Below are 14,626 nucleotides of genomic sequence, written 5' to 3' on the forward strand. Positions count from 1 at the left end.
CCCCAACCCGCCCGCCCCGACAAACCCAAGCACGCTGGCCATGCGGATGTTGTTCTCCCAGCGGTACAAGCTGTAGGCCAGCAACTGCGGCCACAGGTTGGGCAGGGTACCAAAGCAGAACGCCGCCACCTGGCTGCCCCCCTGCAAACGGATCGCTGCCGCCGGCTCGGGCGGGGCGTTCTCAAGCGCCTCGGCAAACAACCGCCCCAGCACGCCAGCGGTGTGCAACGCCAAAGCCAGGGTACCGGCATTCGGCCCCAGCCCAGCCGCCAGCACAGTCAGCGCAGCCCACACCAGTTCAGGAATGGCACGCAAGGCATTGAGCAGCAAACGCGCGGCCCCTTGCAACGGCCAACCGAAGCGGCCTGCCGCCGGCAGTGCCAGCAACATCCCCAATACCATCGCCAACAAGGTGCCCATGCCAGACATGGCCAGGGTTTCCAGCGCCCCGCGCCACACCGCCTTGAGGTGCCCCGCAGACAGATCCGGCTGCAGGAAGCGCCCGGCGTACTCGCCCATCTGCCCCAGCCCGCCATTGCCGACCAGTGCGTGCAGGTCCAGCTCCAGGTATGCGAACGAGGCCACCACCGCTGACACGATGGCACCCAATAGCACCAAGTTGATCACCCGGTTCATGCCAGTCTCCAGCGCAGCAGGCGGCTGAGCAGGTCGGCCAGGATCACCAGCAGCAAGAACGTCAACAGCATGCTCGCCACTTGCGCACCCGCAAACATGCGCATCGACAGGTCGATCTGCTGGCCCAGCCCGCCAGCACCGACAAAGCCCATCACCACCGAAGCCCGCACCGCGCACTCCCAGCGGTACACGGTGTACGACACCACTTCGGAGGCAGCATTGGGCAGGATGCCGTAGAAAAACGCCGCCAGCCGGCCACTGCCCGCCTGCAACAAGGCATGCGCCGGGCGCTGGTCGACCGACTCGAAGATTTCGGCGTAAACCTTGCCGAGCATGCCACTGTAGGTGATGGCGATAGCCAGTACGCCCGCCGTCGGTCCCAGCCCCACGGCGCGCACGAACAGCAACGCCCAGACGATCTCCGGCACGCTACGCAGGAAAATCAGCAGCCCACGCACCGGCAGGCGCAACAGTCGCGACCAGAACCCGGCCCGCCCGCCGCGTGAAGCAGCACGCAAGGACAAGGCACGGCTGGCCAGCAAGCCAGCCGGGATCGCCAACAACAACGCCAGCGCCATGCCGGCAGTCGCCACGGCCAGGGTCTGCAAGGTGGCTTCATACAGCAGTGCAAGAAAATCGGCATCATGTGCCGGCGGCCAGAAGGCGCTGGTAAAGCTGGCAATCTGCTGACGGTTGTCCGCCTGCAACAGCACCCCGGGGTTCAGTTCGCTTGACTGGATAGCCGGCCACAGTACTGCTACCGCCAACAGGGCCAGCAGCAACCGTGGCAGCAGCGCCGGGTCGCGGGCGTCAGCCTTTAGCATCGCGGAATCTGCACGGTCAGGATCGGCCCTTGGGTTGGCGGCGGAGCCAGTTGTTCGTTGGCATACAGCGCGTCCAGCAGATGCTCGGTGACCGCTTCGGCCGGGCAGTCGAACACAACCTGCCCTTCCCGAATGCCAATCACCCGCGGAAAATGCGCCAGCGCGAGCTCTACGGCGTGCAGGCTCGCCACCAACGTCACGCCAGTCGCTTGGGCATGGCGATTGAGCAAGGCCAGGCTGTGGTCGGCCAACACCGGGTCCATGGCCGACACCGGTTCGTCGGTCAGCAGCACCTGCGGGCGCTGGTACAACGCCCGAGCAATGCCCACCCGCTGCAACTGGCCACCGGACAACTGCCCACACTGCACGAACAGCTTGTCGGCCAGGCCCAGCTCGGCCAAGGCCTGGCGCGCCCCCGGTACATCGCTGGGGTACAGCAGGTTGAGCAAGCCGCGCAGCGTACCCCACTGCCCCAGGCGACCCGCCAGCACTGCGGTCACTACCCGCTGACGCGGTGGCAAAGGCGGCGCCTGATGCACCAGGCCAACCTGCGCGCGCAGTCGCTGGCGTGCCCTTGCCGACAGCGCCCAAGGCAGCTCGCCAAGCAACTCCAGGCGCCCACTGGTGGGCTGAACGGCCGTGGCCATCAGGTGCAGCAAGCTGGACTTGCCCGCCCCCGACGGCCCGATGATGGCGACACGCTCGCCCTGCGCGATCCGCAGGCTCACCGCGTCAAGCGCGCGTACCTGACCATGACGCAGGCTGGCACCGTGAAGATGGATTGCCGCATTCGAAGCTGTCACTTGAGCAGGCCGGCCTCGCGTGCAGCTTGTTCGGTGCCCTTGTAGTTCTCAGGCTTGGTCTCGATGAAGCGGCTGGCGGCCTGCAGGTCCAGGATCGCCTTGTGCTCCGGGTTGCTCGGGTCAAGGTCCAGGAAGGCTTTCTTGATTTTCTGTTTCAACGCCGGGTCCATGTTGCCGCGCACGGTCCAGTTGTAGTCGAAGTAGGTCGGGGTGGTGGCGAACACCTTCACCTTGGTGGTGTCGACCTTGCCGGCATCCACCAGCTTTTGCCACACGCTGGCGTTCAGCACGCCAGCCTCGACCTTGCCAGCCTGCACCCAGGCCACGGTGGCATCATGGGCGCCAGAATAGGCCACGCGGCTGAAGTACTCTTCAGGCTTGATATTGTCCTGCTTGAGCATGAAGTAACGCGGCATCAGGCTGCCCGAGGTGGACGAAATGGAACCAAAGGCAAACGACTTGCCCTTCAGGTCGCTCAGGCTCTTCACGTCGGGGTTGGCGGTGATGAACTTGGACGTGAACTGTGCGTCCTGCTCACGCTGTACCAGTGGCGTGGCGGTCGGGTCCTTCAGGTGCACCTGAACGAACGTGAAGCCCCCCAGCCAGGCCAGGTCGAGACGGTCTGCGGCCAGCGACTCCACCACCGCCGGGTAGTCGGCCACGGGTACGAACTTCACCTCCATGCCCAGTTGCTTGGCCAGGTACTCACCCAAAGGCTTGAACTTGCGCTGCAGTTCGGTCGGCGCTTCGTCGGGGATGGCGCTGACCCGCAGGGTTTCGGCGGCCTGAACGACAGCGGCACAGCAAGACAGCACGAGGCCGGCGGCAAGCGCCAGGGGGCGGTTGAGCATGGGTGTTCTCCGGTTCAATAGCGGGGAAGTGCCGACACATTTGCCGACACCGGGAATTATAAGAGGCAAGGGCCTAAAGGCCAGCTTTGCTACAATCGCGCAACAATTTGACCTGCAGAGGTGCATATGAGCGAGCCGATTCGCCTGACCCAGTACAGCCATGGCGCCGGCTGTGGCTGCAAGATCTCCCCCAAGGTGCTGGACGTGATCCTCGCCGAAAGCGGCACCCAGGCCCTGGACCCGAAACTGTGGGTCGGCAATGCCTCGCGCGACGATGCAGCAGTGTACGCGCTGGACGACGAGCGCGGCGTGGTTTCGACCACCGACTTTTTCATGCCGATCGTCGATGACCCTTACGACTTCGGCCGCATTGCCGCCACCAACGCCATCAGCGACATCTATGCCATGGGCGGCGACCCGCTGATGGCCATTGCCATCCTCGGCTGGCCGGTCAACGTGCTGCCGCCGGAAGTCGCCCGCGAAGTCATCCGCGGCGGCCGCGCAGTGTGTGCCGAAGCGGGTATCCCGCTGGCCGGCGGCCACTCGATCGACGCGCCTGAGCCGATCTTTGGCCTGGCCGTCACCGGCGTGGTCAATAAACACCACCTCAAACGCAACGACACTGCCAGCGCGGGCTGCCAGCTGTACCTGACCAAGCCTCTGGGCATCGGCATCCTCACCACCGCCGAAAAGAAGGCCAAGCTGCGCGTGCAAGACCAAGGCCTGGCCCGTGACTGGATGTGCACCCTCAACACGCCCGGCAGCCGCTTCGGCAAGCTGGACGGGGTCAAGGCCATGACCGACGTCACCGGCTTCGGCCTGCTCGGCCACCTGGTCGAGCTGGCCGAAGGCAGCGGCCTCACCGCGCACCTGAACTACGCCGCCGTGCCACGCCTGCCTAGCGTCGACCACTACCTGGCCGAAGGCTGCATCCCCGGTGGAACCCTGCGCAACTACGACAGCTACGGGCACAAGATCGGCGCCCTCAGCGACGACCAGAAGCACCTGCTTTGCGATCCCCAGACCAGCGGTGGCTTGCTGGTTGCTGTTGCCCCGGAGGGTGAAACCGAGTTCCTCGCCGTGGCTGCCGAACTGGGCCTGAAACTGTCTCCGATCGGCAAGCTGGTCGAGCGACAGAGCCATGCGGTCGAGGTGATCTGATGCGCCCCGACTGCACCGACTTCCGTCAGCTGTTCCTCGACGACGTGCCGATGATGGACATGCGCGCCCCCGTCGAATTCGCCAAAGGCGCCTTCCCTGGCGTGGTAAACCTGCCGCTGATGAACGACCAGGAGCGGCAGAAGGTCGGCACCTGCTACAAGCAGCAGGGCCAGGCCGCCGCCATCGCCCTGGGCCACCAGCTGGTCAGTGGCACCACCAAGCAAGCCCGTCTGGAGGCCTGGGCAGCGTTTGCCAAGGCGCACCCTGACGGTTACCTGTACTGCTTCCGTGGCGGCCTGCGTTCGCAGATCGTGCAGGGCTGGCTGCGCGATGAGGCGGGTATTCAGTACCCGCGTGTCAAAGGCGGCTACAAGGCCATGCGTACCTTCCTGCTGGAGACTACCCAGCAAGCGGTGGAGCAATGTGATTTCGTACTGGTCGGTGGACTGACCGGTACCGGCAAGACCGATGTGCTGCACCAGTTGGACAACGTGCTGGACCTTGAAGGCCACGCCAACCATCGCGGCTCCAGTTTCGGCAAGCGCGCCACGGCGCAACCGGCGCAGATCGACTTTGAAAACCAGCTGGCAATCGACGTGCTGAAAAAGCGCGCCCGCGGTATCGGGCAGTTTGTGCTGGAAGATGAAGGCCGCATTGTTGGCAGCTGCACGGTGCCGCTGGAGTTGTACCAAGGCATGCAGCATTACCCGCTGGTGTGGCTTGAAGACAGCTTCACCAACCGCGTGGAGCGCATCCTGCGCGACTACGTGGTCAACCTGAGCGCCGAGTTCAAGGCCGTGCATGGCGAAGAAGACGGTCCCCGGCTGTTTACCGAACGTATGCTGCAGAGCATGGCCAATATCTACAAGCGTCTGGGTGGAGAGCGCCATCAGCGCTTGTCCGAGATGCTGCGCGAAGCCCTGCAAGAGCAGCAGCGCAGCGGCGCAGTAGACCTGCACCGGGGCTGGATCGAAGGCTTGCTGAACGAGTACTACGACCCGATGTATGCCTACCAGCGCGCAGCCAAGGCCGAGCGCATCGAGTTTGCCGGGGATGCCGTGGAAGTGCGCGAGTACCTCAAGGCCCGGGCGCTGCGCGAACCGCGCAAATAGAACCAGCACCCTGTAGTGCCCTGTAGGAGCGGGTTCACCCGCGAAGAAGGCAACGCGGAGCAGGACACCGGTAAAGCCGGTGTTCGCGGCTGAACCCGCGCCTGCAAATGTGGGCCAATCATGCCTGAACAGGCGCTACTGCCCAGGGCTAAGCACCCGCTCCAGCTCCGCAGCGCGGTCGCGGGTCATGTCCAGGATGCAGGTGCCACCTTCCAGCTGCGCCAGGGTCCCGCCACTGGCCTGTACATGGAACTGGCAATTGCCATCACGGTAGGCCAGCCACTTGCGCTGCACATCCCGCAGGCTCTTCTGCTGCCCGGCATCCAGCTTGCCCATCAACTGTTTGTACACCCGGTTCAAGCGCTGGTCCTGCACTTGCGTTTCGGCCCCGATGCACGCGCTCATGGCCACGGTGCTGGAGGCCTTGTCCATGCACTGCCCGTAGGCCGCCGTGTAATCGTCCGCCATCGCTACCGGTAGCACGCAGGCCAGTGCCAGGCCTGCCAGGTAATGCTTGATCATGCTAACCCTCCTTGTGGGTATCAAAGCGTCTGCGGCTGCTCCGGAGGCATCAGCACCTTGCCTGGCTCGAAGCGCAGCGAGGGCATTTGCGTCGCTGCATACAACGCTACCCCCAGGGCGGCAATCAAGGCGACATCAAGCCAGTTCCAGCCTGGCATGTCGTCAGCCCTTCGCGCCTTCCAGCAAAACCAGGCTTGCCCCAGGCAAAACACCACCATTGCTACCAGCCACAGGTAGAAGCCAGCACCAAAACCGGTAAGGTCATGAAACTCGTAGCTGCGGTTATCCGGCAAACGGTCGATGCCAAAACTGCTGGCAGCCAGATACGCCGCCCCAAGCCCGGCCAGCAAGGCCAGCCGGCGAAACCGCCGATGAGCCAGGATGGCCAGGGCCAGCAGCGGATTGGCAAACCATTGGTACAAGCCGAACGGCATGCCCCATGGCCCGTACAGCAGCATCTGCAGGGCCGGCATATGACGCTCGCCGCTCATCAGCGCACCATCGAAGAACAGGGCGAGCAAATACAGCAGCAGGCTGATACTCAGGTAGAAAGCGGGCAAAGGGGATTCCTGAGAGAAACGGGACAGCCTACGACCTTAACCCAGGCCCTGCCCCGCTTCCAAACCCTCAATAGGTGCCGCGCAGGGTCACCATGAAGTTGCGTGGCTCACCATAGTAGTTGCCATAGGTCGAAGTACCCACGGTTTCGTAGTACTTCTTGTCGAACAGGTTGTTGCCGTTGAGCGTGACGTTCCAGTGATCATCGACACGGTATTCGACCAACGCGTTCCAGATCGCATAGCCGCTCTGGTCGAAGTCGAACGGTACGTTTCGCTCAACCAGCGCGCCGCTGCTGTCGTAGCGATTCACTGTACCGCTCATGTACGTGGCGCTTTGCACCTGCACGCCGCCGCCGACCTTGAAGTCGCTGAGGATACCCGGCAGCCGGTAGGTGCTGTACAGCTTGAACAGGTGCTTTGGCATCACCGTGCTCAGCGGTGCATCGGCGCTGCGGTTACGGTTCAGGTTGAAGGTGTAGCCCCCCACCAGCATCCAGTCCGGCAGCAGCTCGCCAGACAGCTCCATGTCGATGCCCTTGCTAACCACCTTACCGTTGGACACATAGCAGCAGCTGCCCGAGAAGCCGGCGTTGGTGGCCAGGAAGTTCGGGTCTTGCACCGCTTCGTTTTCGCGGGTGCTGTAGTACAGCGCCACGCTGGCGTTGAGTGCGCCATTGAACAACTCACCCTTGAGGCCGGTTTCGTAGGTTTTGCCGGTCATGGGCTCAAGCGGCGAACCGCTTTGCGCAGGGCCGCTGATTCGGCTGGACTGCGGTTTGTAGATTTCCGAATAGCTGACGTATGTCGACCATTGATCGTCAAGGTCGTAGACCAGGCCACCGAACGGGGTGACCTTCGTGCCTATACGCTGCTCCGGGCTGGAGATACTTGCTGGAGAGGTCAGGTTGTTGGTGTAGGTCTGCCAAAAGTGGAAACGCTGTGCACGTGCCCCGACAATCAGGTGCAGGGGTTCGGCCAGCTGCAAACGCAGGCTGCCGTACAGGCCGTACTGACGTTGCGAGTTGGGGCTGTAGTCGCGCTTGTAGTCACGCCCGTTGCCGGGGTCGTCGAACGCCGAGCTGTCGGGGTCGAACACGTTGGCCGGCGCGCCCGAGGCGGCATAAGGCGCAGTGCCCAGCCACCGGCTGTCGATCTTCTGGTAGTCGGCACCGAAGACCACTTCATGGTCCAGACCAAAGGCCTGGAAGTGGCCAGAGACGTTACCGTCATACAGGTGCTGCTCGTTCTCCTGGCGGGTCGAGGTGCCGTACCAGGTCGCCCCGCTATTGGTCACCGGGTCTACTGCATTCAGGGTGGTCGCCGTCTTGAACAGCCCAAGGTCCCACGTGTTGGTGTAGCTGAGGTTGAGCTTCCAGTCGTCGTTGAATCGGTGGTCCACCTTGGCGAAGTACTCGCGTGCGGTGGCGTCGAGGTAGGCCCACTTCTTGGTCAGGCCGGTATGCCGTGGCAGGTTCAGGTCAGCACCATTGCTGTAGCGCGGCACCGCGCTGTTGCTGCCGGTTTCGTGGGATTTGTTGTAGCGAGCACCGAAGGTGAGCATGGTGTCGTCCGTAACGTCCGCCTCCAGCACGCCATACACCAACGGCCGCTCGGTGGCGCGGTTGTCGGTAAAATACTGGCGATCGGTGTTGGACATCACCAGGCGACCACGCACGCGGCCATCCCAGCCCAGCGGGCCGGACAGGTCGAACTCCTGGCGATAGTTGTCCCAGCTACCGGCCGACAGGGTCAGCTTCAGCTGGTTAAAAGAAGTCGGCCGCTTGCGCACCATGTTGATGATGCCACCCGGGTCACCCGAGCCACCATACAACGCAGCAGTACCGCGCAGTACCTCGATGTGGTCGAACTCGGCCAGTTCGAAGATGTTCGACGAATAGAACGAACCCATCGCGGTGCCCAGCGCCTGCGGTGCAGCGCCGTCGATCTGCAGGTTCTGGATACTGAAACCACGCGAGATGAAGTCCTGGGTGCGGAAGGTGGTGCTCTGTGTGACGATCCCCGGCGTCACTTTCATCGCCTGGTTGATGTCGGTCAGTTGCTGGTCTTCAATCAGCTGGCGGGTCACGGTCGACACCGATTGCGGCGTCTGGCGCAGGCTGGTCGGGGTCTTGGAGCCAACGCTGATCAGGCCCGGTGCGTAGGAGCCGGTGTTCTCGGTACTCTGGCCCATGCCCTGCCCGGCTACGGTGGTCACGCCAAGTTCCATCGCCTCACTGCTCACCGCCGCTTGCGGCTCGGCCACCAGCCGGTAGCCGTTATCGCTACGCTCTACCCGGTAGCCACTGCCGGCCAGCAGCACGGCAAAACCGCTGTCCACCGAATACAGGCCATGCAGGCCGTTGCTTTGCAGGCCGGCCAGTGCTTCGGGGGTGAAGGCCAGCGACACGGCGGCTTGCTGGGCATAGCTGCCAAGCGCCTGGGCGAGGTTGCCGGCGGGCACGTCGAAGCTACGGCGGGCGGCCTCCTCGGCGACGGCCGGCAGGGTCGCAACGGACAGGGCCAGCCCGGCACAGGAAAGGCGCAAGGCCAGGGCTAGCGGGCTGAGGACGGGGTGGCCAGGGAATCGGCGCATGGTGGATCGGCTCCTTGTTCTTGATCGGTTGGCCTCTTCTCTGACGGGCCACTGCGCAGAAGCGGAACCACCTGAATCAATTTTCTCGTGAGACGGGCTCGACCGTGGTCCACCAGCGGCCAACGCCGCCGATACGAATCGGCAGCGCCTCGGCCAGCAGGCGCAGGGCCCTTTCGCTGTCATCCAGAGGCAGTACCGCCGACACCTTGATCGCCTGCATTGCCTGGCGGTCGAAGCGCAGCACGCCACGGCGTTGCTCGGCCAAGGCATCGAGCACCTGGTCGAGCGGTACGCCGTCGGCCACCAACTGGTGATGCTGCCAGGCCCGATCGACCCGTGCCGGGTCGATGGCCGGCAACGGGCCAAGCCCGTCACGCGCCACCCATGCCCGCTCGCCCGGGCCGACGACCAACTGATCGCCGGACACGGCAGTGCGCGCCTCGACCCGGGACTCAAGCATGGTCAGCTCGCTGCGAGCGTGGCCTTCGCTGACCACGAAGCGCGTACCCAACGCCTTGAAGCTGCCTTCCTCGGTCTGTATCACGAAGGGTCGCGTCGGGTCATGGCTGACATCTACCAGCACCTGGCCATGCAGCAGGCGGATGCGCCGCTCGCCAGTGCTGAACTCGACATCCACGGCAGAGTTGCCCGCCAAGGTCAGCTGCGAGCCATCTTCCAAGGTTTGGCTGCGCCACTCCGCCGGCGCTGTATGCAAGTCGGCCAGCCAGTCGCGCGGCGTACCACCGGAAAGGCTCAGTGTGCCCAGCAAGGAGATTGCCAGGGCCAAACCGAGCAACGTGCGCCGTGCACCCGAGCCTGAAGCCGAAACCTGTGCGCCGGCGCGCAGCCCGGCGCCCACCGGTCCGCGTTGCTCGCGCAGTGCCTGCACCTGGCTGATCACCCCTTGCATGCGGCGCAAGGTGGCGCCGTGGCGTGGGTCGGCCTGCAGCCAGGCGTCGAACTCGCGCGTCTCGTCGGCATCCAGTTCACCCTCGCCCAGGCACAGGGCCCACTCGGCAGCTTCCTGTTCGATACGCGAGGGATTCACGGTTCGGCAATGTCCAGCGTGCGGTGGCAATGGATCAGGGCCTGGGCCAGGTACTTGCGCACCATGCGTGGGGAAATCTGTAGGCGTTTGGCAATCTGAGGCTGGGTCAGGTCGTCCAGGTAGTAACCGACGAAGGCCTCGCGGGCATTCACGTGCAGGCCTTCCAGCAGGAAAGCGATCTGTTCCAGCGCTTCGAGGGTGATGAGGATGCTTTCGGGAGACTGGTGCCCTTCCAGCGCCTCGGCAGCCAAGGCAAGTTCGCTGAGGTAGGCCTCCTCGATTTGCTGTCGGCGCACCCGGTCGATCAACAGGCGGCGTGCGGTGGTACTGAGGTAGGCGCGTGGCTCGCGCATGCCCAGCAAGGCATCACGCGAGGCCAGGATGCGCACGAAGGTGTCCTGGGCCAGGTCGGCTGCGCTGTGCGAACAACGCAGCTTGCGACGTAGCCAGCTGAAAAGCCAGCCATGGTGCTCGCTGTACAGCTGTTCAAGCGGGTACGGGCTCGGTGAGTCGGCTACGGGCATGGGGCACCGGGACACAAGTGAGAATTGTTCCCGAATAGTAGCTATTCGCCGTAAGACTATGCAACAGGTGGTTCGAGCAACAAGCCGTAAATGCCAGAGTCGGACAACTCTCCCGCCACGCACCAGCGCGCCCGCAAGGTGCCTTCCAGCACAAAACCTTGCCGCTCCAGGGTGCGTGCCGAGCCCTGGTTGCGCGGGTCGATTTCGCCTTCCAGGCGGCGCATATGCAGGGTGTGGGCGAGGTAGTCGATGAAGCAGGTCAGCGCTTCGTCCATGTAGCCCCTGCCCTGCACGGCGCTGGCCAGGCAGTAGCCAATTTCGCCACGGCGGGAAATGTCGTCGATGTTGAACAGCTGGACCATGCCGATCAGTTCGCCGTTGTCGCGGCGGTACATGCCGAGCTTGAGTTGGTCGCCATTGGCATAGGCTTCGCGGTCGGCGGCCAGGGCGCTTTCGGCCTCGGCCAGGTCTTGCCAGGGTGCATGGTGCCAATAGCGCATGACCTCGGGGTCGGCCATGATCGCCAGCCACTGCGCGGCATCGGCATGGCGCATGGGGCGCAGTTGCAGCCGTGGGCTGTCGAGGCAGAGGTCACTGGGGAAACTGCGGGGAGGGGTCACGCCGGATCTCCTGTCCATTGCTGGGGAGATGACAGTTTAACGTCAAGTGCAGGGTTCAGGCATCTCGGGCAGCTTTGCAGCCGTCGCCGGCAGGTTCACCACAGGCCAGGAGCCTTGCACGCTATCTGTGGGAGCGGCCTTGCGTCGCGAAAGGGCTGCAAAGCAGCCCTGGCAATTCTCGCGGCGCCGCTGATGCCTGGGGCCGCTGTGCGGCCCTTTCGCGACGCAAGGCCCACATCGACCGCGTCAGGCTGATCGATACTTCAGGCCACCTCAGCCCCATCATCAGGCCAATGCGGCTCGTTGGCCTCTGGCGGAGTCAGCGGCGGCAGGCCATACGCTGCCCGCGCATCATCACAGCTCGGGTTATGCACCCCACCCTCCCACGACGCATCAAACTCGCGGCACGGGCTGGAACGGTTGGCGTAAATCGTACAAGCCACCTCTTTACCGATCTCGCCCTGAAGGCTGACACAGCGGCAAGGCTTGGCATCGGTGCCGATCATGGCAACGCGCGTGGGGTTGATCTGTACCACCAGGTCGTCCGGCACTACGCCCCCGGCAGACTGGCATTCGCCCCAGAAGAAGGACACACGGAAGTACCCGCAGCAGGCGCCGCAGTCAAGGCAAGGGTTATATTCAGACATGATGTCACGGAGGGAAGGTGGTTGTTATCGGGGCTGGCCCGCGGCGCCATTTTTAATCCAACCAGGGGCCGCTGGATAGAGGGGGAATGCAAAAAAAGTTGCCGCTGATCCGGCCACTGAACAAGGGCGACCAGTGCATTCACCGGCCGCCCCCTTTCAGCTAGCAGATGGGCTGGTAGGCTTCAGCATCCCAGCGTTGTAAACCCAGGCCTTCGCTCGGCTTGTAGTTGCCTCCCTGTACCTTGCTGAACTGCGTATGCACCTCACCACAGTGCACCAGACGATCATTTTTATCGCCCTCGGTGAGTACCGTGTAGGACTCACTGCGCATGGCCTGATACTGCCTGTCGGCGGCCGCCATGACCTGGTGATACTTCATCAACTGACTGCTGCTCAAGGCCAGACGTTTGTCCAGGTGCACGCCCCAGCGGGTCAGGCAAACCTCGGCAAAGTGGCGAACGATCAGCCCAGGTTCGGCCAGCACCTTGCCATCGCCTGCGCCATCAGCCGAGGCGTTGCCCACCAGCGTGGCATGGCGACCCGGCATCGGATAAACGCATATCCGTGTCCCTTTGGCGACCGAAGGGATCACGCAGGCAAAACCTTTGGAGCGCTCATCCCTTGAGTAGAAGCCTACGTACTCTTTGACGTTATCCGCCAACGTTACGCGTTCGACTTGCACGTTACCAACGCCAGGCACCGGGTCGATGGCAAATATGTTCACCGGTATGCCCCGCAATACAGGGTCTTGCGCCATGGCATTGGCCAGCATGTGGCAGCTGATCCCTCCCCTGCTCCAGCCCACCAGGTTGACCTGGGTTGGCAGGCGCGGTTTGCGGAACATGCTGATGATGCGCTCCTGCAGTTCCTGCGGGGTCGGGTGGCGATCGCCATAGTCGTAGGTTCGCCAGAACCATGAGGCGGAGGAAGACACGTCCGGAATGGGCACGCCGGCAGCTTTCAGCCGCTCGTATTCTTGCTCACTGAGTTTGGTGCGCCGCCAGCTGCTTTCGCCTTTGATGACCTGCAGCACATGGTTGACGTTCTCCTCCCAGCCGCGGCCAAACAGCTGGCCGGTCCAGTTGAAATAGCCGCCGGGTTCGACGAACAGGTTGTCATCCTGAAGGTTGCCGCTGCCTGGGCCGTCGACGGCGATCCAGTGGGCGAATTCCCGGCTCTGGTCATTACTGGCCAGGGTCGAGACCAGCTCGCCATTCCAGAAGTTGGGATTGGCGTCGTCGAAACGGTGCGAGCCAGTGCCGCAGAAGTAGGCGGTGAAGACACTCATGGGGAGATCTCTTTGGTGAGAAATGAGTGCTGACGGTAGGCGTACGGGTAATCAGAAGGCAGGCGGAAAGCTCACCCAAGAGGCAGTTGGGGCTGCTTCGCAGCCCCAATGGGCTTACTTGCGAGCCAAACCATCAGCCCGGAACATTTGCCGGATTCCGCGGATGGCCTGGCGAATACGGTCCTGGTTCTCGATCAACGCAAAGCGCACATGGTCGTCCCCATAGTCACCAAAGCCGATCCCCGGCGACACGCAGACCTTGGCCTCGGCCAGCAGCTTCTTGGAGAACTCCAGCGAACCCAGGTGCGCATACTCCGGCGGGATCTTCGCCCACACGTACATCGACGCCTTGGGGTTCTCGACCATCCAGCCCAGTTCGTGCAGCCCTTTTACCAGCAGGTTACGGCGCTGGCGATACTGCTCGGCAATGTCGCGCACGCACTGTTGGTCGCCTTCCAGCGCGGCAATGGCTGCAACCTGTAGCGGGGTGAAGGTGCCATAGTCGTGATAGCTCTTGATCCGTGCCAGGGCGCTGACCAACTCGGGGTTGCCGACCATGAAGCCGATGCGCCAGCCGGCCATGTTGTAGCTCTTGGACAGGGTGAAGAACTCCACCGCAATGTCCTTGGCACCCGGCACCTGCATGATCGACGGGGCTTTCCAGCCGTCGTAGACGATATCGGCATAGGCCAGGTCATGCACCACCAGTACGTTGTACTGCTTGGCCAGGGCCACCACGCGCTCGAAGAAGTCCAGCTCCACGCACTGGGCGGTCGGGTTGGACGGGAAGCCCAGGATCATCATCTTCGGCTTGGGGATGGACTCGCGAATGGCCCGCTCAAGCTCGTTGAAGAAGTCCACACCCGGCACCAGCGGCACCGAACGCACCTGGGCACCGGCAATCACTGCGCCGTAGATGTGGATCGGGTAGCTGGGGTTGGGCACCAGCACCGTGTCGCCCTGGTCGAGGGTGGCCAGCATCAGGTGGGCCAGGCCCTCTTTCGAGCCGATGGTGACGATGGCTTCGCTTTCCGGGTCGATGTCGACCTCGTAGCGGTCCTTGTACCAGTTGGAGATGGCCCGGCGCAGGCGCGGGATGCCGCGCGAGGTGGAGTAACCGTGGGTGTCTTCACGTTGGGCGACCTGTACCAGCTTCTCGACGATGTGCGGCGGGGTGGCGCCATCGGGGTTGCCCATGCTCAGGTCGATGATGTCCTCGCCACGGCGGCGGGCGGCCATCTTGAGCTCGGCAGTGATGTTGAAGACGTAAGGGGGGAGACGATCGATGCGCGCAAAGCGGCGCGGCGAACCTGGGTTGGCCATGGCTTCCTCTGAGGACGTAAGCGCCCGGAACCGTCCGAGCGACGTTGGCCGATGTGGCGGCCTGGATCAGAAGATAGTGCCGAAACATGATCCCTGTAAAGGATAATTTCCTGT

The 14,626-nt window shown here is 63.5% G+C and carries 15 protein-coding genes; 2 read left to right on the plus strand and 13 right to left on the minus strand.

Annotated elements, in window-relative coordinates; all coding sequences use genetic code 11:
- From AC3WLP_RS27100 to AC3WLP_RS27115, 4 genes are all read right to left on the minus strand, one after another.
- Nucleotides 1–636: phosphate/phosphonate ABC transporter permease (locus AC3WLP_RS27100; protein WP_103340318.1), on the minus strand; the 636-nt coding region annotated here is incomplete at its 3' end.
- A complete protein-coding gene (locus tag AC3WLP_RS27105) occupies nucleotides 633–1,460 on the minus strand; it encodes a PhnE/PtxC family ABC transporter permease (RefSeq protein ID WP_003248575.1) in 828 nt (275 codons plus the stop codon). The genes AC3WLP_RS27105 and AC3WLP_RS27100, both read right to left, overlap by 4 nt.
- Nucleotides 1,454–2,263, minus strand: coding sequence for a phosphonate ABC transporter ATP-binding protein (locus tag AC3WLP_RS27110; RefSeq protein ID WP_088513029.1), 810 nt, complete (start codon nucleotides 2,261–2,263; stop codon nucleotides 1,454–1,456). Before AC3WLP_RS27110 ends, AC3WLP_RS27105 begins: the two co-directional genes overlap by 7 nt.
- Nucleotides 2,260–3,114, minus strand: coding sequence for a putative selenate ABC transporter substrate-binding protein (locus AC3WLP_RS27115; protein WP_088513030.1), 855 nt, complete (start codon nucleotides 3,112–3,114; stop codon nucleotides 2,260–2,262). Before AC3WLP_RS27115 ends, AC3WLP_RS27110 begins: the two co-directional genes overlap by 4 nt.
- Before the next feature lie 126 nt (nucleotides 3,115–3,240).
- Here AC3WLP_RS27115 and selD point away from each other — a divergent pair, with 126 nt between their 5' ends.
- Nucleotides 3,241–4,275, plus strand: coding sequence for a selenide, water dikinase SelD (selD, locus tag AC3WLP_RS27120; RefSeq protein ID WP_088513031.1), 1,035 nt, complete (start codon nucleotides 3,241–3,243; stop codon nucleotides 4,273–4,275).
- Nucleotides 4,275–5,387 carry a tRNA 2-selenouridine(34) synthase MnmH gene (mnmH, locus tag AC3WLP_RS27125; protein ID WP_088513032.1) on the plus strand — a complete coding sequence of 371 codons (1,113 nt, stop codon included), beginning with the start codon at nucleotides 4,275–4,277 and terminating at the stop codon, nucleotides 5,385–5,387. The genes selD and mnmH overlap by 1 nt, the downstream gene beginning before the upstream one ends.
- 135 nt (nucleotides 5,388–5,522) lie before the next feature.
- On the opposite strand, the gene AC3WLP_RS27130 is transcribed toward mnmH, so the two are convergent.
- The 9 genes from AC3WLP_RS27130 to alaC all read right to left on the minus strand — a co-directional run bounded on the left by AC3WLP_RS27130 (nucleotide 5,523) and on the right by alaC (nucleotide 14,512).
- A complete protein-coding gene (locus tag AC3WLP_RS27130) occupies nucleotides 5,523–5,909 on the minus strand; it encodes a lysozyme inhibitor LprI family protein (protein WP_012051232.1) in 387 nt (128 codons plus the stop codon).
- A gap of 20 nt (nucleotides 5,910–5,929) precedes the next feature.
- Entirely contained in the window at nucleotides 5,930–6,469 is a 540-nt protein-coding gene (locus AC3WLP_RS27135) for a hypothetical protein (RefSeq protein WP_088513033.1), read from the minus strand.
- Nucleotides 6,470–6,536: 67 nt separating this feature from the next.
- On the minus strand, nucleotides 6,537–9,062 hold the full coding sequence (locus AC3WLP_RS27140; RefSeq protein WP_088513034.1) for a TonB-dependent siderophore receptor: 2,526 nt from the start codon (nucleotides 9,060–9,062) through the stop codon (nucleotides 6,537–6,539).
- Between the two features lie 76 nt (nucleotides 9,063–9,138).
- Nucleotides 9,139–10,110, minus strand: a complete 972-nt coding sequence (locus AC3WLP_RS27145; RefSeq protein WP_012051230.1) for a FecR family protein — start codon at nucleotides 10,108–10,110, stop codon at nucleotides 9,139–9,141.
- On the minus strand, nucleotides 10,107–10,634 hold the full coding sequence (locus AC3WLP_RS27150; protein ID WP_012051229.1) for a sigma-70 family RNA polymerase sigma factor: 528 nt from the start codon (nucleotides 10,632–10,634) through the stop codon (nucleotides 10,107–10,109). Before AC3WLP_RS27150 ends, AC3WLP_RS27145 begins: the two co-directional genes overlap by 4 nt.
- A 56-nt stretch (nucleotides 10,635–10,690) precedes the next feature.
- Nucleotides 10,691–11,254, minus strand: a complete 564-nt coding sequence (locus tag AC3WLP_RS27155) for a GNAT family N-acetyltransferase (protein WP_003248588.1) — start codon at nucleotides 11,252–11,254, stop codon at nucleotides 10,691–10,693.
- Nucleotides 11,255–11,517: 263 nt separating this feature from the next.
- Nucleotides 11,518–11,901 (minus strand): YkgJ family cysteine cluster protein, encoded by a 384-nt coding sequence (locus AC3WLP_RS27160; protein ID WP_003248590.1) that lies wholly within the window; start codon nucleotides 11,899–11,901, stop codon nucleotides 11,518–11,520.
- Between the two features lie 160 nt (nucleotides 11,902–12,061).
- Nucleotides 12,062–13,189, minus strand: a complete 1,128-nt coding sequence (locus AC3WLP_RS27165) for a hypothetical protein (RefSeq protein WP_012051227.1) — start codon at nucleotides 13,187–13,189, stop codon at nucleotides 12,062–12,064.
- A gap of 114 nt (nucleotides 13,190–13,303) precedes the next feature.
- Nucleotides 13,304–14,512 (minus strand): alanine transaminase, encoded by a 1,209-nt coding sequence (gene alaC, locus AC3WLP_RS27170; protein WP_004576357.1) that lies wholly within the window; start codon nucleotides 14,510–14,512, stop codon nucleotides 13,304–13,306.
- Nucleotides 14,513–14,626 lie beyond the last annotated feature (114 nt).

The sequence above is a fragment of the Pseudomonas sp. FW305-E2 genome (assembly GCF_058782925.1).

Coding starts and splice junctions, on each gene's coding strand:
- AC3WLP_RS27105 (WP_003248575.1), bottom strand. CDS start 1,460: ATGCTAAAGGCTGACGCCCGCGACCCGGCGCTGCTGCCACGGTTGCTG.
- AC3WLP_RS27115 (WP_088513030.1), bottom strand. CDS start 3,114: ATGCTCAACCGCCCCCTGGCGCTTGCCGCCGGCCTCGTGCTGTCTTGC.
- selD (WP_088513031.1), top strand. CDS start 3,241: ATGAGCGAGCCGATTCGCCTGACCCAGTACAGCCATGGCGCCGGCTGT.
- mnmH (WP_088513032.1), top strand. CDS start 4,275: ATGCGCCCCGACTGCACCGACTTCCGTCAGCTGTTCCTCGACGACGTG.
- AC3WLP_RS27130 (WP_012051232.1), bottom strand. CDS start 5,909: ATGATCAAGCATTACCTGGCAGGCCTGGCACTGGCCTGCGTGCTACCG.
- AC3WLP_RS27140 (WP_088513034.1), bottom strand. CDS start 9,062: ATGCGCCGATTCCCTGGCCACCCCGTCCTCAGCCCGCTAGCCCTGGCC.
- AC3WLP_RS27150 (WP_012051229.1), bottom strand. CDS start 10,634: ATGCCCGTAGCCGACTCACCGAGCCCGTACCCGCTTGAACAGCTGTAC.
- AC3WLP_RS27160 (WP_003248590.1), bottom strand. CDS start 11,901: ATGTCTGAATATAACCCTTGCCTTGACTGCGGCGCCTGCTGCGGGTAC.
- AC3WLP_RS27165 (WP_012051227.1), bottom strand. CDS start 13,189: ATGAGTGTCTTCACCGCCTACTTCTGCGGCACTGGCTCGCACCGTTTC.
- alaC (WP_004576357.1), bottom strand. CDS start 14,512: ATGGCCAACCCAGGTTCGCCGCGCCGCTTTGCGCGCATCGATCGTCTC.